Origin of the sequence: Gordonia sp. UBA5067 (assembly GCF_002414845.1) — a bacterium.
Classification (GTDB): domain Bacteria; phylum Actinomycetota; class Actinomycetes; order Mycobacteriales; family Mycobacteriaceae; genus Gordonia; species Gordonia defluvii.
The window spans coordinates 22,308-45,647 of sequence record NZ_DIAX01000086.1; the positions used below are offsets into that span (position 1 = coordinate 22,308).

Below are 23,340 nucleotides of genomic sequence, written 5' to 3' on the forward strand. Positions count from 1 at the left end.
CTGCGTCGGACTCTATGCGATCGTCGTCGGGCGGCGACCCACGAGTTGGCCGATCGGGGCTACCGTGCGGCGTAATTCTCCAGTAGCCGGCGGCCGATGATCATGCGCTGGATGTCGGCGGTCCCCTCGCCGATCAGGAGCATCGGCGCCTCACGGTAGAGCCGTTCGATCTCGAAGCCCTTCGCAAACCCGTAGCCGCCGTGGATGCGGAAGGAATCCTCGACAACGTCGTGGCAGTACTCCGAAGCCAGGAACTTCGCCATTCCGGCCTCCAGGTCGTTACGCTCCCCGGAATCCTTGAGTCGCGCTGCGCGCACCACCATCTGGTGTGCTGCCTCCACCTTGGTGCCCATCTCGGCGAGGCGGAACAGCACGGCCTGGTGCTCAGCAATCGGCTTGCCGAAGGTCTTGCGTTCCTGCGCGTAGGCCGCCCCTAGCTCGAAGGCCCGATGCGCGACACCGACCCCACGCGCGGCGACGTTCACGCGCCCGACCTCGACGCCATCCATCATGTGGTAGAAGCCTCGGCCGGGCTCGCCGCCGAGTACCTCCTCGGCGCCGATCCGGAACCCGTCGAAGAGCATCTCGGTGGTGTCGATGCCCTTGTAGCCCATCTTGTCGATCTTTCCGGGGATGGTCAGCCCGGGTGCGACCTCGCCGAACCCGGGCGCCTTCTCAATCAGGAAAGCCGTGAGGCTTCGGTGGCGGGCGCCCGGGGCCTGCTCGTCGTCGGCGCCCTCGGCAACTGCGCCGGGCCCCGCTCCGCTCCCGGCGCCGGGCGTGCGCACCAACACCGCAACGAGCGACGATGTCGCGCCGTTCGTCAGCCACATCTTCTGCCCGTTGACGAGGTAGGAATCCCCGTCGCGCGTCGCGCTCGTCGTAATTGCGGCGACGTCGGAACCCAGCGCCGGCTCCGACATGGAGAACGCGCCCGTCAGCTCCCCGGCCGCCAGCCGTGGCAGGTACTTGGCCTGCTGTTCCGGCGTCCCGTGCCGCTGAATCAGATAGGCGACGATGAAGTGGGTATTGATCACGCCGGACACGCTCATCCACCCGCGCGACAGTTCCTCCACGACCAGCGCGTAGGTCAGCAGCGATTCGCCCAGCCCGCCGAACTCCTCGGGGATCATCAACCCGAAGATCCCCATTTCCTTCATCTTCGCGACGATTTCGGCGGGGTATTCGTCGGCCGCCTCCAGCTCGGTGGCGACCGGAAGGATCGCGTCGTCGACGAAATCGCGGACCGTCGCGAGCATGTCGCGCTGCACGTTGGTGAGATCGGCGGTATCGCAAAGCCTGGTCATGGGTTAGAAACTAATGCATGCGCGATGCAGTGATCTGTGAACCGATCCGCACCCCGGTGGGACGCTACGGTGGTGTCTTCGCGTCGGTGCCCGCCACGGATCTGGCGTCGACGGTGGTCCGCGAACTGGTCGCGCGGACCGGGATCACCAGTGCTGACATCGACGACGCGCTGCTGGGCCAGTGCTACCCGAACGGCGAGGCGCCGGCCATGGGGCGCGTCGCGGTCCTCGACGCCGGGCTCGATGTCACCGTGCCGGGTCTGCAGCTCGACCGCCGGTGCGGCTCGGGCCTGCAGGCGGTCGTCGACGCGGCGATGCGGGTACAGACCGGGATCTGCGATCTCGTCCTGGCGGGCGGCGTGGAGAGCATGAGCCAGGCCGAGCATTACGCGCTGGGATTGCGCTTCGGGTTGACCGGCGCCGGGAGCGACGCGAGTCCGACCAGCCAAGACTTCGATCTCCTCGATCGCATCAGCCGCGGCCGGGTCACCGCCGGCGGCAAGCTCCACCCCGTCGACGGCGGGATGCTCGAAACCGCGGAGAACCTTCGCGCTGAGTACGCGATCACCCGCGAAGCGCAGGACGAGCTCGCCTACGCCTCACACCGTCGCGCGGTGGCGGCGCAGCGGGCAGGCCGGTTTGCCGACGAGATCGTGCCGATCACGGTCGGCGACACCGTCGTCGACCGCGACGAACACCCGCGCCCGGACATCTCCCTGGACGTGCTGGCCGGGCTGAACCCGGTGCGCCGCAGAATCGACCCGGACGCGACGGTGACCGCCGGCAATGCCAGCGGTCAGAACGATGGGGCCGCCGTCTGCATCGTCACCACGCGGGCGAAGGCCGGCCAACTCGGGCTGAAACCCCTGGCGCGCCTGGTCACCTGGGCGGTGGCCGGTGTTGAGCCGTCACGTATGGGCATCGGTCCGGTGCCCGCGACTACCGCAGCATTGGCGCGTGCCGGGATCGGCCTGGCCGACCTGGATCTCATCGAACTCAATGAAGCCTTCGCCGCGCAGGTACTCGCCTGTACGGCGGCACTTGGTCTGGGTGACAACGATTTCGACCGCATCAACGTCAACGGCTCCGGCATTTCGCTCGGGCACCCCGTCGGCGCGACCGGTGTTCGGATCCTCGCGACGATGCTGCGTGAACTCGAGCGTCGCGACGGCCGCTACGCGCTGGAGACGATGTGCATCGGCGGCGGGCAGGGCATTGCGGCGATTTTCGAGCGCGCCGATGGCTGACGTGCCGATGCGACCGCTCGACGGCCTGCGGGTGGTTGAGTTCGCGAGTTTCGTCGCGGGCCCGTCGGCGGGGATGACGCTGGCCCAGCTCGGAGCCGAGGTGATCCGCGTCGATCCATTGGGCGGGAACTCGGACTATCGGCGCTGGCCGCTCGCTGTCGGATCGCGCGCCGAGCGGGATCAGCGCGGCACGACGGGTGCGCCCGACGGCGAGAGCCTGTACTGGACGTCGCTGAACCGAGGCAAGAAGTCGATTGCGGTCGATGTCCGCAGTCCGGCGGGCCGGGAACTCGTGATCGCCTTGGCGACCGCCCCCGGCCCCGACGCGGGGATTTTCGTGGATAACAACGTCGGCCGACCGTGGCTCTCCCACGAGGTCTTGGCCGCTCGGCGCCCGGACCTGATCACCGTCCATTTCGAAGGCCACGCTGATGGTCGCGGTGCCGTCGACTACACGGTCAATGCCGAGGTCGGCGTACCGGAGTTGACCGGTCCGCCGGGCGTGGACCCGGTCAATCACGTCCTGCCGGCGTGGGATCTCATCGCGGGACAAACCGTGACCACCGCTCTCCTCGCCGCGGTCTATCGGCGCGGCCGCACCGGCGACGGCGCGCAGATCAACATCGCCTTGGCCGATGTCGCGGCGGCGTGGGTCGCCAATCTCGGCTGGCTCACCGAGGTGGACCAGCGCGGCGACCGTGCGCGCCACGGGAACTATCTGTACGGCAGCTTCGGCATCGACGTGGTGACTGCCGACGGTGGTCGCGTCTACGTCGTCGCGCTGACGCCGCGGCAGTGGAAGAACCTGACCGAGACAACCAGTACGACAACGGTTTTCGCCAATCTCGCCGAGTCGCTTCGCGCCGACTTCGTTACCGACGAGGGCCGCTATCTTCATCGGGAAGCCATCGCGGAGATCATCCGGCCATGGTTCCGGGAGCGGAGCACTGATCAGGTTCATCAGGCATTATCGGCCGGCGGCGTCCTCTGGGGCCCCTACCAATCCATGGGCGGCTTCACTGACGACTTTCACGCCCACCCCTCGTCGGCGCCCGTCCTCGTCGACCTCGAGCAGCCCGGCATCGGCCCGGTCATCTCCGCCAGTGCTCCCATGCGTTTCGGCGGTGAGTATTCCGGCGCGTCACCCGCCCATGAACTCGGTGCCGATACCGACGAGATTCTGGGGTCAGTGCTCGGCCTCTCCGCCGCCGAGTTGGGCGCTTTGCGCGTCGCTGGCACCATCTGACCGTCGACTGTGTCCCGAATCTCGTCGACTGTGCCCGGGTCACGGTGGATTCGACGGGGTAGCCGGTGACGAGGAGTGTTTAGCGTGTGGCAATTGGCGGTTACCAAGTCCGTGCACAGGTCGTGGCGCTACCGTTCTCTTGACCTGGGTGGAACGTCAGACTTAGGGTGGACCACAGACCGATCGATCGCTCGGTTGGAAGTGGAGCAAGAAGATGCCGATTGACCTGTCGTACTCACCTGAGGTTGACGACCTGGTAGCTCGTACCTCGGAGTTCATCGCCGAGCAGGTGCTGCCTGTGGAGAATCGGTTCGACGGCGACATCGAAGCCGCCGGCGGCGACGATCTGCGGCGGGAACTCAACGCGAAGGCGAAGGCGGCCGGCATCTTCGCCCCCCATGCGCCGGTCGAGTACGGCGGGCTCGGCCTGAACATGTCCGACCGCTCGCCGGTGTTCACCGCCGCCGGCGCCTCCACCTTCGGCCCGGTAGCGCTGCACATCGGCGCCCCCGACGAGGGCAACATTCACATGCTCGCCCACATCGCGAGCGAGCACCAACGCGACAAATACCTCGGGCCGCTGGCCACTGGGGAGGTCCGAAGTGCATTCGCGATGACCGAACCCGCGCCGGCCGGGGCGGGCGCGGACCCCAACCAACTGTCGACGACGGCGACCAAGGTCGACGGCGGCTGGACGATCTCCGGCCGCAAGCGGTTCATCACCGGCGCCGACGGGGCCGGTTTCTACATCATCATGGCGCGCACCGCCGGGCAGGTCGGCGATCGTGGCGGCGCCACGATGTTCCTGGCGCCCGCCGAGACCTCCGGGATCAGCGTTGATCGGCACGTCAACGTCATCGACAAGTCGATGATCGGCGGTCACTGCGAGGTGACGTTTGCCGACGTCTTCGTCCCCGACGAGGATGTTCTCGGTGAGGTCGACGAGGGGTATCGCTATGCGCAGGTTCGATTGGGGCCCGCGCGCATGACGCACGTGATGCGGTGGCTCGGGTCGGCCCAGCGTGCCCACGCCGTTGCCGTCGACTACGTGCGCGACCGCGACGGGTTCGGTGGCAAGCTCGCCGACCTCGGCATGATCCAGCAGATGGTGGCCGACAACGAGATTGACCTGGCCGCCGCGCGAGCCCTGCTGCAGCGAGCCTGCTACGAGCTGGATCAGGGCGAACACGCCTCGGATTCGACATCGATCGCCAAGACCTTCGGCGCCGAGGCGTTCTGCCGGGTTGCTGACCGCTCTATCCAGATGTGCGGCGGCCTGGGCGTCTCCGCGGACCTGCCGCTGGCACGCCTCGCCGATGAGCTACGACCGTTCCGGATCTACGACGGGCCGTCGGAAGTACATCGCTGGGCGATCGCCAAACGCGCCGTCGGCCGTGCCCGCAAGGCGGCCCAACGAAGGGGAGACCATGCCTGACCATCCGGGCCTGAGTGCCGAGGCGCTTCGAAAGTTGCTGACCGCCAACGGGGTTGATGTCGTCGGCGAGCTGAACATCGAGCTGATCAGCGGTGGGCGTTCCAACCTGACCTTCACCGTGTCCGACGATGAGCACCACTGGGTCGCCCGCCGCCCGCCGATGGGCGGACTGACCCCGTCGGCCCACGACATGGAGCGTGAATGGGCGGTCACCTCTGCATTGGCGGCCACTGACGTTCCCGTCCCGCCGACCGTCGCGATCGACCGAAAGGGAGAGTTCATCGGGGCGCCCTGCACGATCGTCGAGTTCGTCGACGGCCAGGTGATTCGGACGGCCGAGGACTTGCGAGCATGGACCGACGAACAGGTGCAGGCCAACTTTGACTCGCTCGTTCATACGCTTGCCCGGCTGCATGCGGTCGACTATCAGGCCGTCGGACTCGGCGACTTCGGTCGGCCCGAGGGTTTCGCCGGGCGGCAGGTCAAACTGTGGGGCCGGCAGTGGGGTTTGGTGAAGACCCGCGAACTGTCCGACGTCGAGGCACTCGTCGCCAAACTCTCGGCCCGTGTCCCGAGCGATGCGCGCAACACGATCGTGCACGGCGACTTTCGCGTCGACAACACCATCATCGGCCGGGACGATCCGGCCAGGGTGGCTGCGGTCGTCGACTGGGAGATGGCCGCGCTGGGTGACCCGCTCACCGATGCCGCGCTCATGTGTATCTATCGCCAACCCGTGTTTGCGACGGTCCTCGGCTTCGAGGCGGCGTGGACCAGCGACCGCTATCCGAATGCCGAGGAGATGGCGCAGGCCTACGCTGCGGCGACGGGAACAGACTTGGGCGACTGGGACTTCTACCTTGGCTTGGCGAATCTCAAACTCGGCGTCATCGCCGAGGGCATCACCCATCGGGCGCTGCTCGGCGGGTCATCGGGGGCAGTGGGCGCCGAGCGGGCCGCCGAGGCGACCGGTGCGTTCATCGCGGCGGGGCTGCGCGCCGTTTCGTAGTCAGCGGAAGGTCGTGATCCCGCCGTCGCGGTCGGACAGGTGCAGGTGCTCGTTGACCGACAACACGGTCACGCCCTGACGCCCGACGATGACCCTGGTGATGGACGCGTTCATCATCGAGGCGGCCAGTTGTGGCCAGTGCTGCGCGGGGACGCCCAGCTGCTGGGCGAGCCACAGCGTGATTGAACCTGCCGACGACACGACGAGAACGTTGCGTCCCGACCCCGCCGATTCGACGGCGCGCTGGCCGGCGCGTGCCACGCGCCGCGCATACGCGTCGAACGACTCCGCCGCCGACTCGGCGACCTCGCCTCGGACCCACGCGCCCAAGACCGCGTCGAGGGACTGCTGGAAGCTGCGGCCGTCGGCCAACTGGGCCGTCGTGGGCGCACCCATGAGTCCGGCGAGATCGTACTCGTCCCACCCCTCGTCGATCGACGCGTCCGGTCGTTCGGCAAAGGCGTCGAGCACCCCGGCCAGCGTCTGCTGCTGCCGGGCCAGCCCCCCGCTCACCGCGGTGGTGAACCGAGGGATCAGTCCGGACAGGACGGTACCGGTGACCTGCGCCTGCATCTGCCCGGTAGCGGTGAGGCCGCCCGAGATCGGACCGTCGTCGATGTGGTCGGCGGCGCCGTATGCCGACGCGTGCGCTTGACCGTGTCGTACCAGGTAGAGGGAACCCATGGCATCAGCGTATCGGGTGACGCGGACCACGATTCGGCGCTCGAGGGTGGTTCGCGTATTGCATCGCGCGGCCTTGCGCTGCTAACTTGGCCGACATGTCGTCGCATGCGAACTGCGCCCCGGAGGTCACCTACGTGACCACTGCGCTGGGCTGCCGTCTCCCGCTTGCGCGAATGCTGTGTTGTTGCCGAATGCACTGAACGTTCTATCCCAGTGCCCCGATCCCGGGCCGCCCGCATTCACCCCGCCGACGCTGATGAGCGCTTGCTCGCGTGGGCACACACCTCAGGACAACGCCATGACCAGCATTCTGGATCTCCCCGCCACCCCGGTCCGGCTCGCCCCGGCTCAACGCTCCCCGCACGTCCGTTCACCGCGCCCGATCGGTGCGCCGGCGCCGGCACGGCATCGGCCCGACCACCACGTGCACGTCACGACGCCGGACCTCGCACTGTCGGACAGGCCCGCCGCGAAGGTGTTGCGCGCCGTTCGCCTCGCCTCGCCGGTGTTTCGCGACGAGATCGCGGAGTCCACCGGGCTGTCCGTCTCGACGGTGAACCGCCAGGTGGGCGCCCTCCTCAAGGCCGGTCTGATCCGTGAGCGAAGCGACCTCGCACCCGCCGGCGCCGTCGGCCGGCCCCGATTACCCGTGGAGATCTCTGTCGCCGAGCATCTGACCATCGGTGTGCACATCGGCTACAAGGTCACCTCGATCACTGCACATGACCTGCTGCACCGCGTCGTCGGCGCGATCTCGGTGCCGACTCCCGCCGATGCGGGGGCCGAGAACACCCTCGTCTCCTTGGCGCACAGCGTGTCGGGCTTCCTCGCGCGGTGGCGCAACCGGGAGATCCGCTGGGTCGGGGTCACGCTCGGCGGACGGGTGCAGGACGGCGGTGTCGTCGACCACCCGCGGCTGGGCTGGTCGCAGGCCCAGGTCGGCAGAATCTTCGCACAAACCCTGGGCTACCCGGTGTCGGTGGCGTCGCACGTGGAGGCGATGGCCGCCGCCGAGTTGGTCGCCAATCCCGCTCAGCGATCGAGCTTCCTCTACTTCTATGCCCGCGAAATGGTGGGCGTCGCGTTCAGTGTCGACGGTTCGGTGCACACACCGAGCGGTGGGCCGCCGGTGATCGGGCACTTCCCGATCGGGGCGACGGCGTTGATCGACCCGCACCGCACCGGCCAGCTTGAGGCCGCGACCAGCGATACCGGCATCGTCGCCGCTGCTCGAGCCGCCGGCCTCGATCTCGCCGACATCGCCGAGGTCCACGAGGCGGCCCGCGACGGCAACGAGATCGCCCGGGACATCTTGACCGAGCGCGCCGAGGTCCTCGGTCGGGCGGTCGCGTTGATCGCCGACATCTTCAACCCCGATCATGTGGTGCTCGGCGGGCAGGCCTTCACCGATGCACCGCAGACGCTGCCGGTGGTGGCAAAGGTCATTCGGGACACCAGTGTCACCGGTCGGCGGGATGTCCGGGTGTCCCGGGCCGGGGTGACCGTTCAGCAGCAGGCCGCCGGGGCCGTCTCGCTCGATGCGCTGTACGCCGATCCGCTCGGCGCCATCGCGATCACCGACTGATCGCTGCTGAAAACCGCACCGTGGCGCCCCGCCGACGTGATAGTCACATCGGTGGGGCGCCCACGGAACGGATCTCCGCAGCGGCGGCGATCAGTCGGTCGTGCGACGGTAGTAGGCGCGCAGGGCGATCGGCGCGAAGACTGCCGTTAACACCACGGACCAGATGATGGTCGCCAGAATCGGGTGTTGCAGGGGCCACGGCGCGGTCGATGGCGCGGCCGGACCGTTGCCCCACAGCACGCGCATCGCCTGGACCAGTGCCGAGATCGGATTCCATTCCGCGATCATGCGCAGCCACGCCGGCATCGGCGCGGTCGGCACGAAGGCGTTGGACAGGAAGGTCACCGGGAACAGCGTCGTGAACATGAAACCGTTCACCGCCTCGGTGGTCTTGAGCCAAGAACCGGCCAGCAGGCCGAACCAGATCATCGAAAAGCCGAACAACAGGACCAGCGCGAAGGCGAGCACCGCTTCGGGAATCGAGTTGCGGATGCGCCAGCCGATGGCCAGACCGGTGACCGCCATGACGAGGATGCCGATCGAGGAGTGGAGCAACGCGGCGATGGCGCGGCCGATGATGACCGACGACTGGTGGATCGGCAGGGACCGGAAGCGGTCGATGATGCCCTTCTCCAGGTCACCGGTGATCCCGTTGGCGACGACGAATGCGGTGAATACGATCGTCTGGCCCATGATGCCGGGGAGCAGGAATTCCTTGTAGTTGCTGCCGGGTACCGCGATCGAGGAGCCGAACACGAAGGCGAACAGCAGCACGAACATGATCGGCTGGAACGTCACGTCGGCCAGCATCTCCGGCATGCGCTTGGTATGGATCAGGTTGCGGCGCACCATGATCCATGACTGGCGCCACAGACTGGTAGGCGCCGCCAGGACGGTCGCGGAATTGGCGGTGGTCGTGGTCATTGCCCGGGCTCCTGCTCGTTGTCGTCGGATTCGGTGCGGCGGCCGGTCAGCGACAAGAAGACGTCGTCGAGGCTCGGTCGGGCCAGGCCCAGGTCATCGACGGCGATGCCGGACTCGTCGAGCCAGCCGGCGGCGGTGGTCAGGTCGGCCAGCCCGCCGGCCGCGGTCGTGATGCGGCGGGCGCTGGATTCGATGAACACTTCGTTGCCCGACCGCCGCAGCACGGCGGCGGCGGCGGATAGGTCGTCGGCGTGGGACACGGTCAGCACGAGGCTCGCCGCGCCTGCCCGCTCCTTCAGCTGCAACGCGGTGCCGTGCTCGATGATGCGCCCATGATCGACGACGACGATATCGTCGGCGAGCTGATCGGCCTCCTCGAGGTATTGGGTGGTGAGCAGCAGCGTGGTCCCGTCGTCGACCAGCGCGCGCAGCACGTCCCACAACTCGGTGCGGCTGCGCGGGTCGAGGCCGGTCGTCGGTTCGTCGAGGAACAGGACGGGCGGCGCGGCGAGCAGGCTGACCGCCAGGTCGAGGCGTCGGCGCATGCCGCCGGAGTAGGCCTTGACCTGCTTGTCGGCGGCTGCGGTCAACGAGAACTGCTCGAGCAGCTGGTCGCCGCGTGCCGCCAGTGCCTTGCGGCCGATACCGTAGAGCCCCCCGATCATCGCGATGTTCTCCCGGCCGGTGAGGATCTCGTCGACGGTCGCCGCCTGTCCGGTCAGGCCCATACTGCGGCGCACCTCGTCGGGATGGGTCAGCACGTCGTAGCCGGCCACGCGGGCGGTGCCGCTCGTCGGCTCGGACAGCGTGGTCATCATGCGGACCGTCGTCGTCTTGCCGGCGCCGTTGGGGCCGAGCAGGCCCAAGACGGTGCCGCGCGGCACCTGGAAACTGATCCCGTCGACGGCAGTGAAGTCGCCGAACCGCTTGACGAGGTCGATGGCTTCGATGGCGAGGTCGTGGGCGTCGGTCATGGTTCTCGACGGTAGGCGAGAGGTCCGACAGTGCGCTAGCAGTTTTTTCCGAGGCCAGGCACGAGAACACCACTACCGGGGACGAAGGGCCCTGAAGTGTCGGATTCAGTGGTCTCGAGCGGCCCGCGGCCGACCGAGTGTCGACGCCTTCAGTCGGCGGTACCCCCGCACCGACAGCGGTGAGATCGGCCGGATCCGGAACTGCTCATCGTCGACGATCTGATCGGCCAGCGGCGAATCCACCAGGATCGTTCCCGGGCGCGCCGACCCGCACAGCCGCGACGCGATGTTGACCGGTTCGCCGAAGACGTCGCCGTGCCGGTTGAGGACTTCGCCGTACGCCATGCCGACCCGTAGCGCCGGCACCGGTTCGACGTCGGCGACGGTCTCTTGGATCGCCAGTGCGGTGTGTGCGGCCGCCGGCACATCGCTGTTGGTGAAGAGCACCGCATCGCCGAGTGTCTTGATGACCTGGCCGCCGTGCGCGGTGATCACTTCGTGGACCCGGTCCTCGAAGGCCTCGAGCAGGGTCTCCAGTTCGGCCATGTCGATTCGCCGGGACAGGCTGGTGAATCCGACGATGTCGGCGAAACCGACGACATCGGTGGTGCGCACGCCGGCCAGCCGTTGCGACTGTGCGGCCGCGGAGTCATCTGCTTCGGAGTCGCGGGTCAGCGCAACCTTCAGGTGCCGGCGCCACACCAGACGCTGGACGACGTCGACTGCGCGGGCCATCTGCGCCGGCGTCCATGGCACCGACTCATCGCGTGCCAGATTCAGCAGCATGTCGGCCTGCCAGTCGGCCAGTCGCGCCATCGTCTGCCCGATCGCCCGGGCGGTGGCGACCTGCTCGTCCTCGGGGATCACATCGGAGGACGCGGTGAGCATGGTCAGCGCGTCGACGTCGCGTTGGGTGAACATCTTGTCGTCGGACGGGCGCCGCGCGAAGCCGAACGCATTCCACAGTCGGTCGAGCCGCTCCGGGGTGAGGTTCAGTGCGACGCCCAGTTCGTCGCGGCTGTACCGGGGTTCGTCGTCAGCTGGAGCGTCGCCGGACTGCGACCCGTCACTCATGGCTCAACGGTAGCAACGCAGGCCCCCAGTACACCCTTCATGAGGTGGGCCATCTGCGCGCCGAACTCCGGGCGCGACGTACCGCGCCGCAGCCGCACCGCGTCGTTCACGATCGACAGCGCGGCGTGCACCCCGACCCCCGACTCGGCGACGGTCAGGCCCTGCGCGGCGGCCAGCAGATCGATCCAGCGCGCGACATACCGGCGCTGGCTGTCGAGGAGCTCGGTGGCCGCGGGTTCGTTGCGCAGGGCCGAGGAGTTGTTGAACGAGACGGACAGGTCAGGGGTTGCGGTGATCACCGTGACATACGAATCTACTAGGGCCGCAAGGATTTCCGCGGGATCGGCCGAGAGCCCGTAGGCGGCCATCACACCCACCTCCAGGCGAGCGGCGCTGCGCTGGCCGATCCCGACGAGGATCGCTGCCTTCGACGAGAAATGGTTGTAGACGCTAGGGCCACTGATCCCCACGGCCGCACCGATCTCGTCGACGCCGACGTCCGCGTATTCGCGCTCGGCGAAGAGTCGCGACGCGGCGTCGAGGATCTCGTCGCGACGGGTCGTCGACGGCGAAGCCGGCACCCCGGGCAGCCGCGGCGGAGCCTGAGCCGGACGGAGGTTCAGCAGGCGCAGTGCGCGATTGGTCAATTCGTCGATTTCACGGGTTGGTGACAGGCGCGACGTGTGCACCGCACTCGATCCGGCGACACTCAGCAGCGCCCAGACCAACTGGGAGCGTTCCCAGTCGGCCAGCTCGGCGGCGTCACGAAACAGTGCGTCCGACCACCGGCGCAGCACCGCGCGGGTGCGCAGCGCGACGTCCCGGTTCTGTTCATCGGTCAGGTAGGCGCCGGTCCACCGCCACAGCGACGCCGAGTCGGGTCGTTTGGCGATCAATTCGACCAGTGCCCGCACGCGCTCCTCGGTGGATCCCGGGGTAGCGAGGGCGCGTTCGGTGCACGCTTCCAGATCGTCAACGCCGGTGAGCACGGCCGCGCCCAGGAGGTCGCGCTTGTCGGTGAAATGTCGGTAGAGCGACGGGGCGGTAACGCCGGCGGCGCGGGCGATGTCGGCCATCGAGACATGTGGGTATCCGCGTTGCACGAACAGCTCGGCGGCACGTTCGATGAGCTGCCGGCGACGATCGGCCGGTCGGCTCGCACGGGCGGATTGGACGGTCATGGTGAACAGACCATAGCCCACGATTGCCCAAAGATGAACCAATTGACCACCGGGTATAGCCAAAAAAGTTATTGGGCGTTAGTCTTCAATTCGTAACCAACGATGGTTCGTGTGAAAGGAACATCCGTGCCTGAACAAGCATTCATCTACGAGGCGGTCCGCACGCCTCGTGGCAAGCAGCGCGGCGGCGCGCTGCACAGCGTCAAGCCGGTCGACCTCGTTTCGGGTCTGATCAACCAGCTCCTCGCCCGCCACGGCGGCCTCAACCCCGCCGACGTCAATGACGTCGTGCTGGGCGTCGTCTCGCCGGTCGGCGAGCAGGGCGCGGTCATCGCCCGCACCGCGGCCCTCGTCTCGGGCCTGCCGGAGACCGTTCCGGGTACCCAGATCAACCGCTTCTGCGCCTCGGGTCTGGAGGCCGTGAACCTGGCTGCGGCCAAGGTTGCCTCCGGCTTCGACGACCTGGTCCTGGCCGGCGGCGTCGAGTCGATGTCGCGCGTCCCGATGGGCAGCGACGGCGGTGCGCTCTTCATGGACCCCGCCACCGCTTACGACAACTACATCGCCCCGCAGGGCATCGGCGCCGACCTGATTGCCACCATCGAGGGCTTCTCCCGCGACGACGTCGACGCGTTCGCCGCCGAGTCGCAGGCCCGCGCGGCCAAGGCATGGGAGTCGGGCTACTTCGCCAAGTCGGTCCTGCCCGTCACCGATATCAACGGTGTCGTCGTTCTCGACCGCGACGAACACATGCGCCCGGGCACCACCGCCGAGCAGCTCGGCAAGCTCAAGGCCGCCTTCCAGGGCCTGGCCGACATGGCCGGGTTCGACGACGTCATCATGCAGAAGTACCCGAACGTCGAGAAGGTCAACCACGTCCACACCGGCGGCAACAGCTCCGGCATCGTCGACGGTTCCGGCCTGGTACTGATCGGTTCGGAAGAGGCCGGCAAGCGCAACGGCATGGCGCCGCGCGGCCGCATCGTCTCCTTCGCCGAGATCGGTTCGGAGCCCGCCATCATGCTCACCGGCCCCACCCCGGCCACCGAGCTGGCGCTGAAGAAGGCCGGTCTGACTGTCGAAGACATCGACGTCTTCGAGCTGAACGAGGCCTTCGCGTCGGTCGTCATGAAGTGGGAGAAGGACCTGAACATCCCGCACGACAAGGTCAACGTCAACGGCGGCGCCATTGCCATGGGCCACCCGCTCGGCGCCACCGGCGCCATGATCCTGGGCACCTGTCTCGACGAGCTGGAGCGCACGGGCGGCCGCTACGGCCTGGTCACCCTCTGCATCGGCGGCGGCATGGGCGTCGCGACCGTCATCGAGCGCCTCTAATTCACAGAAAGACTTGGAAGAAACCATGAGCGAGAACATGTTCAACTGGGAGAAGGACGCCGACGGCGTCGTCATCCTCACCATGGACGACCCCAATCAGGGCGCCAACACGATGAACGACCTGTTCGTAACGTCGCTGAACGCGACCGTCGAGCGGCTCGAAGCGGAGAAGGACGACATCGCCGGTGTCATCCTCACCTCGGCGAAGAAGACGTTCTTCGCCGGTGGCGACCTCAAAGACATGACGGCCGATAAGCCCAAGGATGTCACCAAGGCCGATATCGCCACCGCGATCACCGAGCGGGCCAACGGGATGAAGGCAACCATGCGTCGCCTGGAGACCCTGGGCAAGCCCGTCGTCGCCGCCATCAACGGCGCCGCCCTCGGCGGTGGCCTCGAGATCGCACTGCACTGCCACTACCGTGTCGCGGCCGACACGCGCGGCAGCAAGATCGGCCTGCCCGAGGTCACTCTCGGCCTGCTCCCCGGCGGCGGTGGCGTCGTGCGCACCGTGCGCCTGCTGGGTATGCAGAACGCACTGATGGGCGTGTTGCTGCAGGGCACCCAGTTCAACCCGACTAAGGCCAAGGAGACCGGTCTGGTCGACGAGGTCGTCGGCACCGTGGAGGAACTTATCCCGGCCGCCAAGAAGTGGATCAAGGACAACCCCGAGGCACAGCAGCCCTTCGACGTGAAGGGCTACAAGATCCCGGGCGGCGCCCCCACCAACCCGGCGGTGGCCGCCAACCTGCCGGCCTTCCCGGCGCTGCTGCGCAAGCAGCTCAAGGGTGCCAACATGCCGGCTCCGCGCGCGATCCTCGCCGCGGCCATCGAGGGCGCCTACGTCGACGTCGACACCGCCGACCTGATCGAGACCCGCTACTTCGTCTCGCTGGTCACCGGCCAGGTCGCGCAGAACATGATCAAGGCGTTCTTCTTCGACCTGCAGCACATCAACGGTGGTGGCTCGCGGCCCAAGGGCTTCGACAAGTACACCGCCAAGAAGGTCGGCGTCATCGGCGCCGGCATGATGGGTGCGGCCATCGCGTATGTCTCGGCGAAGGCCGGGATCGAGGTCGTCCTCAAGGACATCGACATCGACGCTGCCAAGCGCGGCAAGGACTACTCGGTCAAGCTGGAGGAGAAGGCCCTCTCGCGCGGCAAGACAACTGAGGAGAAGTCGAAGGCCCTGCTCGACCGGATCCACCCGACCGTGGACCCGGCCGACTTCAAGGGCGTCGACTTCGTGATCGAGGCGGCCTTCGAGTCCGTCGAGGTCAAGAACAAGGTTTTCCAGGAGATCGAGGACATCGTCGACGCCGACGCCGTACTCGGGTCGAACACGTCGACGCTGCCGATCACCATCCTCGCCGAGGGTGTGAAGCGTTCCGAGGACTTCATCGGCATCCACTTCTTCAGCCCCGTCGACAAGATGCCGCTGGTGGAGATCATCAAGGGTGAAAAGACCTCCGACGCCGTCCTGGCGAAGGTTATCGACTACACGCTGGCGATCCGCAAGACTCCCATCGTCGTCAACGACAGTCGTGGCTTCTTCACCAGCCGCGTCATCGGCACGTTCCTCAATGAGGCCGTCGCGGCCGTCGGTGAGGGCATCGAGCCGGCGTTCATCGAGCAGGCGGGTTCGCAGGCCGGATATCCCGCGCCGCCGCTGCAACTGATGGACGAGCTGACCCTGACGCTGCCGCAGAAGATTCGCAAGGAGACCGAGGCGGCGGCCACGGCAGCCGGCGTCGAGTTCCCGCACCACGGGTCCTACGACGTCATCGACTGGATGGTCGAGAACGGCCGCACCGCCAAGAAGGACGGCAAGGGCTTCTACGACTACACCGATGGCAAGCGCGCCCTGCTCTGGCCGGGTCTGCGTGAGCACTTCAAGTCCGGCAGCAAGGTGATCCCGCTGGAGGACATGAAGGAGCGCATGCTCTTCGCCGAGGCGCTCGAGACGGTGAAGTGCTTCGACGAGGGTGTGCTCACCTCCGTCGAGGACGCTAACATCGGTTCGATCTTCGGTATCGGTTTCCCGGCGTGGACCGGTGGCGTCGTCCAGTACATCAACCAGTACGACGGCGGGGTGGCGGGCTTTGTCGAGCGGGCCAACGACCTCGCGTCGAAGTACGGAGCGCAGTTCACCCCGCCGGCATCGTTGGTGGAGAAGGCTGCTCGCGGCGAGAAGCTGACGAACGAGACGCTGACCAAGGTCAACGCCTAGGCGCCAACACCTCGCACGATTGATCAGGTCCCGCACTCGGTTGCCGAGTGCGGGACCTGATCTGTTGGTCGGGTAGGCGGCATGAGTCACGGTTTGTGCCTACCCTCGTGGAAGTACCCCAACGAATATTCGCGACTGCGCGGTGGAACATTCGAGCCTCGCGCCGACCCTGGAAGGTCCGACATGATTCTCCGCACGATCGCCCGCCCGTTGCTCGCCTCCGCCTTCGTCGTCTCCGGCATCGACGCCCTGCGGGCCCGACCGGCGACCGTGGACACCGCACAGCCGCTGGTGGACGCCGGCCGCGATGCCCTGCCCGCCGAGGTCGCCGCCGTGGTCCCGGCGAACGCGGCGACGGCCATGCGGGTCAACGGCGGACTGCAGATCGCCGGCGGCGTCCTACTGGCGACCGGTCGGGTGCCCCGCGTCGCGTCGGCGGTCCTCGCGGGCACGTTGATTCCGACCACCGTTTACGACGGCGCCTTCTGGACCGAGACCGATCCGGTGCGTCGCGAGACCCGCAAAGTGTCCTTCATCAAGAACCTCGGGCTCCTCGGGGGCGTCCTGATCGCCAGTGCGGACACCGCCGGCCAGCCCTCGCTGGCCTGGCGCGGACGCCGAAAGGCCGATGAGGCCAAGATGGCCGTCGCAGCGGCACTGCCCATCGGCGCCAAGGCGGGGTCCTCGGCGTGGGCGCAGATGGCCGAGCGGGCCACCGATGACGCCCACGCGCTGGGCGAACACGCACACGAGTGGGGCGAGGCCGCGGCCGGCATGCTCGACCGGGGCCGCGACCAGGCTGAAGCCGTCGCAATGCGGGTGGCCGACCGCGCGCCGGCGGTATTCGAACAGGCAAGGTACCAGGCCGGCGAACTGACTGGTGCCGTCGCGGACCGTGCACCGGTCGTCGCCGATCAGTTGCGGGCGAGCGCGCAGGAGGCGGCGCGCCACGTCCGCTGCCGGCGCCGCAACTGGCGCACAGCCGGCGCATAGGCTGGTCGGTTACGGTGCGGCGGTGGACAGGCGAACCTTTCTTGCGACGCTCGCCGCCGGCACCGCCGGCGTACTGACCGGCTGCTCGTCGAACGCGGCCGCCCCGCCGCACCAATCCGCCCAGCGGCATCTGGCGCCACCGCCGCCGCGCCCGCCACTGCAAGGCGCATTGCCGACGACGCGGGCGCCGCGCCCCGATACAACGATCACGAAACTGCCTGGCCCGGGGCGCGCGTTGGCACTGACCGTCGACGACGGCGCGAATTCGAGCGTCGTGGCGGCGTATTGCCAGTTCGCCAAAGACACCGGTGCGCGGTTCACGTTCTTCGTCACCGGCCAATACGACTCGTGGCGGGAGAACCGGGCCGCGCTGCGGCCGCTCGTCGAATCCGGGCAGGTTCAGTTGGGCAACCACACCTGGAGCCACCCGGACCTGACGTCGCTGACGGCGCGTGAATGTGCCGAGGAGCTGCGTCGGACCAAGCGCTTCCTCCGCAGCGAATATGGGATCGACGGCGTTCCGTATTACCGTCCGCCGTACGGCTTTCACAACGATCAAGTCGACAAGGTTGCCGCCGATCTCGGCTACCCGGTGCCGACCCTCTGGTACGGGTCGCTGTCAGACTCGAGTGTGGTCACCGAGAAGTTCCTGATTGGTGCGGCGCGCAAGTACTTCCAGCCTCAGCGGATCGTCATCGGCCATGCCAACCACGATCCCGTCACCCACGTGTATCACCACTTCACCCAGATCATCCGCGAGCGACGGCTGCAGATGGTCACCCTGAACGACTACTTCGCCTGACCGGGGCGACGATCGGAAGCAGGCAACCGGCCGTCATGATGGCCGCCGACGCCGCCGCAATCGTCACCAGCGACGTCACCGAATCGGCCCACGCCAGGATCGCGGCGGCTTCGACCGCCGCCGCCACCCAGACCGCGATTCCGATCACCGTCCGGCGCACCGCGATTACCGCGAGAAGCAGCAGGGCGAGAATGGCGAGGATCGCCCCCGTCGCGGCGAAGAGCCAGAGACGTCCGGCCAATGGCTGGTATTCGTCGCCGGCGATGTGCGGGACGACCGGCGAGACAAGCCACGTGCCGGCAACTGTGGTCACACCGATTCCCGCGACGACGCCGAGCGCGACGAGCAACGACCGCGTCTTCGGATTAGGTGCTGCGAGCCGCGGATACACCACCGTCCCGATCGCCTGGGGCAGCCAGAACGCGGCCTTGGTGGCCACCGCCCCGAGTGCGTAGATTCCGGCGTCAGCGTCGGAGAGCACGACGCGGGCCAGGAGTAGATCGAGCGAGACGGCGACGAGCAGTGCCAGCTGCACCTGGGAGGCGGCGAGCACACTCCAAACGTCAGTGCCTCCCCGGGCGGAGCTGCCAATTTCGTCCGGGGTGGGCCCGGTCGAGGACGTATTGACCTCGGGATCCGCTCCTTCGGACGAAATTGGCGCCTTCGCCCATCGCCACGTCACACCGGTGGCCAACAGCGTCCCCGCCGCGCCGACCCACAGCGCACCCGTGGACGAAACACCCAACGCCAGTGCGACGATCATCGGTGCCGACCGCACCACCCCCACCAGCGCGAGCAACCATCCGAGCCGACGAAAATCGCCCCGTCCCTGCACAAACCCCAGTGCCGCGGCCGTCAGCGTGATCAACGGCGCCATCACCAAACCGGCCGCCGCAGCGGCCACGGGCACTCGCACCAGCGGCACCAACACCGCACCCGCAATCAGCGACAGCACCGCCACCAACGCCCCGGACTGCAACCCCAGCCCTGCCAAACCGGGCCGACCCCGCACCACCTCGCGTGCGATCACCGCCTGCACGGCCATCGACGGTGCGGCCACCACGACCATTGCGGCCATGATGACGCCGAAAACCCCGTAGTCGGCGGCCCCGAGTGCGCGGCTGGCCGGAATCGCCACCAGGTAGGCCGCGACATTCGCGACCATCGCCCCCGCCGTCACCGCGCCCACCGAGCGCACCACACCAATGAACCGCTTTGGCCCGTTCGCTTCGCTTCCGGCGCCGTGCTGATTGGGCCCGCTCGCTTCGCTCCCGGCGCCGCCTCCAACACTCACGGCGTACAGTGTGCCCGCTCAGCCCGGCCGCTTTGGCATCGCCAGGGCAGATAGGCGACGATAGAGGGCGTGTACGACCAAGAATTCGTGACCAACGCCGACGCCGACGATGTCGGATCGCGCATCGACCCCGTGCTGGCGCGCAGCTGGCTCCTCGTCAACGGTGCCCAGTTCGAACGCTTCGAACCGGCCGCGCGGTCACGTGCCGACATCGTCATCCTCGACATCGAAGATGCGGTCGCACCCAAAGACAAGGTCACCGCGCGTGACAACGCGGTGCGGTGGATGAACGAAGGTCATGACGACTGGGTCCGTATCAACGGATTCGGCACACCGTGGTGGGCCGACGACTTGGCGGCACTATCCCAAACATCGATCGGCGGCGTGATGCTCGCCATGGTCGAATCGATGGACCACGTCACCGAGACCGCGAAGCGGCTGCCGAACGTTCCGATCGTCGCGCTCGTCGAGACCGCGCGCGGACTCGAGCGGATCGGCGAGATTGCGACCGCCAAGGGCACATTCCGGTTGGCCTTCGGCATCGGCGACTTCCGCCGCGACACCGGATTCGGCGAGAACCCGGCGACTCTGGCGTACACCCGGTCGCGGTTCACCATCGCAGCGAAGGCGGCGCACCTGCCCAGCGCGATCGACGGCCCAACAGTCGGCTCGAGCGCACTGAAACTATCGGAGGCGACGTCGGTCAGTGTCGAGTTCGGAATGACCGGCAAGATCTGCCTGACCCCGGAGCAGTGTGCGCCCGTCAACGAAGGACTGTCGCCGTCACAGGACGACATCAGCTGGGCTCGTGAGTTCTTCGCCGAGTTCGACCGCGACGGCGGTGAAATCCGCAACGGCTCGGACCTGCCCCGGATCGCCCGTGCTACGAAGATCCTCGACCTCGCCCGCGCCTACGGCATCACGTCGAGCAGCTACGCCACCGATGAAGCCGGTCACTCGGCCGCCCCGTCGGACACCTACCACTTCTAGCGGCTGCCGTGTCGCGCCCGCTGCTCGCAGTCAGCGTGGGCGCCGGCGCGCTCGTCATCGGCGCCGGTCTGGGCGGCGGACCGCTGCTGATGCGCGATGCGGTGTCGACACCGCGCTCCTTCCTCACCGATGCGGCGCTGGGCCTGGGTGAGAATCCGGCCCGCGCGGTACCGCAAGATGCGCTTCTCGCCGCTGCCAGCACAGTGGTACCGGGGTCGATTCTCGTCGTCGCACTCACCTGGATCGCGCTGGCGCTCAGTGGGGTTGGCGCCGGCCTGCTCGCCGGGCGCGTCCTGATCGACGCCCGGTGGGCACCGCAGTGCGCAGCCGCGCTCGCGGCGATCTGGAACCCGTGGGTCGCCGAACGAATGATGCAGGGGCATTGGAGCCTGCTCGCCGGATACGCCGCCATCCCATGGATTTTCGTTGCCGCCGAACGGATTTGGCGGTCGGACCGCACCGGTTGGCCGCTGTTGTGGGTGGCAGTGTTCGGCGCCGGGTTGACACCGACTGGATCGGTCCTGGCCGGCATCGTGGTCCTGGCCACCGTTGTCATGCCCCGGGCCACCGGCCTTCGACAGTCCGCGCTTGCGGTGCTCGCGGTGGTCGCCGGGGCCCTTCCCTGGCTGGTGGCAACCGTCCTGAACTCAGCGGGGATCCTCGGTGACCCCGCTGGTGCGCAGGCATTCTCATTGCGCGCCGAGCCCGGGTTGGGGCGGGTGCTCACCGCCCTCGGGATGGGGGGGATCTGGAACGCCGACGCGGTCCCGGCCAGCCGGACGACGTGGTGGGCGGCGGTAGGGACCCTGCTGTTGCTGGCGCTGGTGGCCGTGGGCTGGGTTGTCGCCGGACGAGATCTCGGTCGCGATTCGTCGCGAGGCCACAGTTCACTCGACTGCCGGAACGGTGCCCCGGAGTGCGCTCATCCGGGTGATCGCGGCGCCGGTCTCCCAAGCCGAAATGCCAAGCGGATCCTCATCATCGCCGCCGCGCTCGCCCTGTCGACAGTCGCCCTGGTCGTGTTTGCCTCGACGCCGCCGGGCTTGTCGGCCATTGGCTGGGCAGTCGACCACCTGCCCGGCGCGGGCCTGTTCCGTGACACGCAGAAGTTCCTTGCCCTCCTGCTGCCTGCCACCGTGATCGGCGTCGCCGGCAGCGTGCGCGGATTGACCAGGCTCGTGCCGGCGGGCTTCGCCGTCGCCCTGGTGGCGCTGCTCGTCGTCGCTCCCCTGCCCGACGCCGCGCTGCGGTTCCACCCGGTCAACCTCCCGGCAGACTGGGTGGCAGTCGCCCAGTTGGTCCCGAAAGATCAAGGTGCCGTTGCCTTGTGGCCGCCGACCATGACGCGGGAGTACTCCTTTGCATCGACCTCGAGTCTCGATCCGGCGCGGCGGCTGCTGCGCGCGCCGGTACTCGAGTCCGGGGCGCTGGTTGTCGACGGGAAGACGGTCGACGCCGATCCGACACGAGTGTCCGCGCAGGTCGAGCTAGCCCTGGCCGAAGGCGCCGGGCCGACGGAACTGGCGTCCCACGGAGTGGGGTGGCTTCTGGTGGAGGAGCCGGAACGCAACGGTGTCCCCGCCGGCTTCGGCACGGACAGGCCGGTCTTCCAGGGTGAGTACCTGGCGCTCTACCGCATCCCGGGGCCGGTCATCGCCGCGGGCGCGTCGCCGGTCCGGCGCGGTGCCGTAGTCGGCGCGCATGTGGCGTGGGTGCTGGGGCTCGGGATCGCGCTGGCCCTCCTCGGTGCGACGTCTCGATCCGCCGGCCGGGCGCGCGCCCGGGCAACACTCGATTCGTGAAGAACAGTGTGTGATCGACCGTCGCTAACGCTGGTTGAGTGATCGCGGCGCCGGGGCGATCGGATCGAGAACCTCCGCGCCCGACCCAGATACGAACAGCGGGTTCACCCGGCCGAACACCTCATCAAAACCGTCGGCGGTCGCCGACCACGAATAGCCTTGCGCCGCTTCGCGTGCCGCGGACCCGAGTGATCTGGTGACGGCGGGATCTGCCAGCAACGTGCGCGTCGCCGCGATGAGGTCGTCGCGACTGTCGACCAGAAGTCCGGTCACCCCGTCGTCGATGGAGTCGGTGAGCCCGGCCGAGGCGCGATAGCCGATCGTTGGGACGCCGTGCTGGGCCGCTTCGATGACTGCGATACCCCAGCCTTCTTTGCGGGACGGCATGAGGTGCACGCGGGCCCCCGCGAGCAGTTCGTGCTTGCGCTCTTCCGACACGTGCCCGTGGAACACGACCCGATCGGCCACCCCCAGCGAGCGGGCGTGTGCGCGCAGCTCCGCGTCCCACCAGCCGCCACCGACGACGTCGAGCCCAAGGCCGGGCACGTCGTCGCGCAGCGCCGCGACGGCGTCGAGTGCGTGCTCGATCTGCTTGTGCGGAACCAGTCGCGAGAGCACGACCAGGCGGTGCCCGCTGGGCATTGCCTCGACACTCAGGGGCGGGTCGATGCCGGCGCGGACCACCGTGACCCGATCCTCGTCGACGCCGAGGGCGATCAACTCGGTTCGCGACGGCTCCGACACCGTCACGTAGCGGCGACGACGGTGGATCCACGGCGATAGCCGCGACTCGATCCACCAGCCCACCCGCGACAGCAGCGGACCGGCCACCGGCCACTGCTCCCGATGGCAGTGGTGGACCAGAACCACGACGCGCCGGGTCACCAGTGACGCGAAGAAGGGAACGCCGTTCTGGGTGTCGACGACGATGTCGGGGGAGGCGCCCCGCAGTGGTCCGAGTCCGACCCGGGCGCCGAGCAACAGCATCAGCGCACGTGGATACACCGAAAGCCGGCCGCCGCGCCGGACAATGCGGACCCCGTCGACGGTCACCTCGTCGTCGCAGCCGGGAAACGCCGCGGTCAGTAGCGTGACACGGGCGCCCCGTCGGGCCAGCTCGGCGCCGACGCGCTGCACGTAGCGCTCACTACCGCCACCCTGGGGGTGATCGAGGTCGCGCCAGCAGAGCAGGACGACGGCAGGGGTGGCGGCGGCAGACATAACG

19 protein-coding genes are annotated in these 23,340 nt (G+C 68.0%); 11 read left to right on the top strand and 8 right to left on the bottom strand.

Annotation, left to right across the window (positions count from 1 at the left end; translation table 11 throughout):
- Window positions 1–59 precede the first annotated feature (59 nt).
- Entirely contained in the window at window positions 60–1,307 is a 1,248-nt protein-coding gene (locus B4M62_RS14455) for an acyl-CoA dehydrogenase family protein (RefSeq protein WP_290714255.1), read from the bottom strand.
- A 17-nt stretch (window positions 1,308–1,324) separates the two neighbouring features.
- On the opposite strand from B4M62_RS14455, the gene B4M62_RS14460 reads away from it, so the two are divergent.
- The 4 genes from B4M62_RS14460 to B4M62_RS14475 all read left to right on the top strand — a co-directional run bounded on the left by B4M62_RS14460 (window position 1,325) and on the right by B4M62_RS14475 (window position 6,244).
- Window positions 1,325–2,554, top strand: coding sequence for an acetyl-CoA C-acetyltransferase (locus B4M62_RS14460; protein ID WP_290714256.1), 1,230 nt, complete (start codon window positions 1,325–1,327; stop codon window positions 2,552–2,554).
- Window positions 2,547–3,800, top strand: a complete 1,254-nt coding sequence (locus B4M62_RS14465; RefSeq protein ID WP_290714257.1) for a CoA transferase — start codon at window positions 2,547–2,549, stop codon at window positions 3,798–3,800. Before B4M62_RS14460 ends, B4M62_RS14465 begins: the two co-directional genes overlap by 8 nt.
- Window positions 3,801–4,014: 214 nt before the next feature.
- Window positions 4,015–5,235 carry an acyl-CoA dehydrogenase family protein gene (locus B4M62_RS14470; RefSeq protein ID WP_290714258.1) on the top strand — a complete coding sequence of 407 codons (1,221 nt, stop codon included), beginning with the start codon at window positions 4,015–4,017 and terminating at the stop codon, window positions 5,233–5,235.
- Window positions 5,228–6,244, top strand: a complete 1,017-nt coding sequence (locus tag B4M62_RS14475; protein WP_290714259.1) for a phosphotransferase family protein — start codon at window positions 5,228–5,230, stop codon at window positions 6,242–6,244. The genes B4M62_RS14470 and B4M62_RS14475 overlap by 8 nt, the downstream gene beginning before the upstream one ends.
- Here the strand turns inward: B4M62_RS14475 and B4M62_RS14480 are convergent, their stop codons facing one another.
- Window positions 6,245–6,928 carry a histidine phosphatase family protein gene (locus tag B4M62_RS14480; RefSeq protein ID WP_290714260.1) on the bottom strand — a complete coding sequence of 228 codons (684 nt, stop codon included), beginning with the start codon at window positions 6,926–6,928 and terminating at the stop codon, window positions 6,245–6,247.
- A gap of 298 nt (window positions 6,929–7,226) precedes the next feature.
- On the opposite strand from B4M62_RS14480, the gene B4M62_RS14485 reads away from it, so the two are divergent.
- On the top strand, window positions 7,227–8,513 hold the full coding sequence (locus B4M62_RS14485; RefSeq protein ID WP_290714261.1) for an ROK family transcriptional regulator: 1,287 nt from the start codon (window positions 7,227–7,229) through the stop codon (window positions 8,511–8,513).
- 90 nt (window positions 8,514–8,603) lie between these two features.
- Here the strand turns inward: B4M62_RS14485 and B4M62_RS14490 are convergent, their stop codons facing one another.
- The 4 genes from B4M62_RS14490 to B4M62_RS14505 all read right to left on the bottom strand — a co-directional run bounded on the left by B4M62_RS14490 (window position 8,604) and on the right by B4M62_RS14505 (window position 12,666).
- Window positions 8,604–9,437, bottom strand: coding sequence for an ABC transporter permease (locus B4M62_RS14490; RefSeq protein WP_290714262.1), 834 nt, complete (start codon window positions 9,435–9,437; stop codon window positions 8,604–8,606).
- On the bottom strand, window positions 9,434–10,411 hold the full coding sequence (locus B4M62_RS14495) for an ATP-binding cassette domain-containing protein (RefSeq protein ID WP_290714263.1): 978 nt from the start codon (window positions 10,409–10,411) through the stop codon (window positions 9,434–9,436). Before B4M62_RS14495 ends, B4M62_RS14490 begins: the two co-directional genes overlap by 4 nt.
- A 105-nt stretch (window positions 10,412–10,516) precedes the next feature.
- Entirely contained in the window at window positions 10,517–11,485 is a 969-nt protein-coding gene (locus B4M62_RS14500; protein ID WP_290714264.1) for an adenylate/guanylate cyclase domain-containing protein, read from the bottom strand.
- Entirely contained in the window at window positions 11,482–12,666 is a 1,185-nt protein-coding gene (locus tag B4M62_RS14505) for a TetR/AcrR family transcriptional regulator (RefSeq protein WP_290714265.1), read from the bottom strand. Before B4M62_RS14505 ends, B4M62_RS14500 begins: the two co-directional genes overlap by 4 nt.
- A 126-nt stretch (window positions 12,667–12,792) precedes the next feature.
- On the opposite strand from B4M62_RS14505, the gene B4M62_RS14510 reads away from it, so the two are divergent.
- From B4M62_RS14510 to B4M62_RS14525, 4 genes are all read left to right on the top strand, one after another.
- Window positions 12,793–14,004 carry an acetyl-CoA C-acetyltransferase gene (locus B4M62_RS14510; RefSeq protein WP_290714266.1) on the top strand — a complete coding sequence of 404 codons (1,212 nt, stop codon included), beginning with the start codon at window positions 12,793–12,795 and terminating at the stop codon, window positions 14,002–14,004.
- A 25-nt stretch (window positions 14,005–14,029) separates the two neighbouring features.
- A complete protein-coding gene (locus B4M62_RS14515; RefSeq protein WP_290714267.1) occupies window positions 14,030–16,234 on the top strand; it encodes a 3-hydroxyacyl-CoA dehydrogenase NAD-binding domain-containing protein in 2,205 nt (734 codons plus the stop codon).
- 183 nt (window positions 16,235–16,417) lie between these two features.
- Window positions 16,418–17,227, top strand: a complete 810-nt coding sequence (locus B4M62_RS14520) for a DoxX family protein (protein WP_290714268.1) — start codon at window positions 16,418–16,420, stop codon at window positions 17,225–17,227.
- A gap of 22 nt (window positions 17,228–17,249) precedes the next feature.
- Window positions 17,250–18,029, top strand: coding sequence for a polysaccharide deacetylase family protein (locus B4M62_RS14525; protein WP_290714269.1), 780 nt, complete (start codon window positions 17,250–17,252; stop codon window positions 18,027–18,029).
- Here B4M62_RS14525 and B4M62_RS14530 read toward each other — a convergent pair.
- Window positions 18,004–19,323: a polysaccharide biosynthesis protein gene (locus B4M62_RS14530; RefSeq protein WP_290714270.1), complete on the bottom strand. Its 1,320-nt coding sequence runs from the start codon at window positions 19,321–19,323 to the stop codon at window positions 18,004–18,006. The two genes, B4M62_RS14525 and B4M62_RS14530, sit on opposite strands and share 26 nt — an antisense overlap.
- Window positions 19,324–19,392: 69 nt before the next feature.
- Between B4M62_RS14530 and B4M62_RS14535 the strand changes: the two genes are divergently transcribed.
- Window positions 19,393–20,313, top strand: a complete 921-nt coding sequence (locus tag B4M62_RS14535) for an HpcH/HpaI aldolase/citrate lyase family protein (RefSeq protein WP_290714271.1) — start codon at window positions 19,393–19,395, stop codon at window positions 20,311–20,313.
- Window positions 20,314–20,321: 8 nt separating this feature from the next.
- The gene (locus B4M62_RS14540) at window positions 20,322–22,115 is read left to right on the top strand and encodes a hypothetical protein (protein ID WP_290714272.1); all 1,794 of its coding nucleotides are present in this window, start codon (window positions 20,322–20,324) and stop codon (window positions 22,113–22,115) included.
- A 24-nt stretch (window positions 22,116–22,139) separates the two neighbouring features.
- Here B4M62_RS14540 and B4M62_RS14545 read toward each other — a convergent pair whose 3' ends face one another.
- Window positions 22,140–23,336: a glycosyltransferase family 4 protein gene (locus tag B4M62_RS14545; protein ID WP_290714273.1), complete on the bottom strand. Its 1,197-nt coding sequence runs from the start codon at window positions 23,334–23,336 to the stop codon at window positions 22,140–22,142.
- Window positions 23,337–23,340 lie beyond the last annotated feature (4 nt).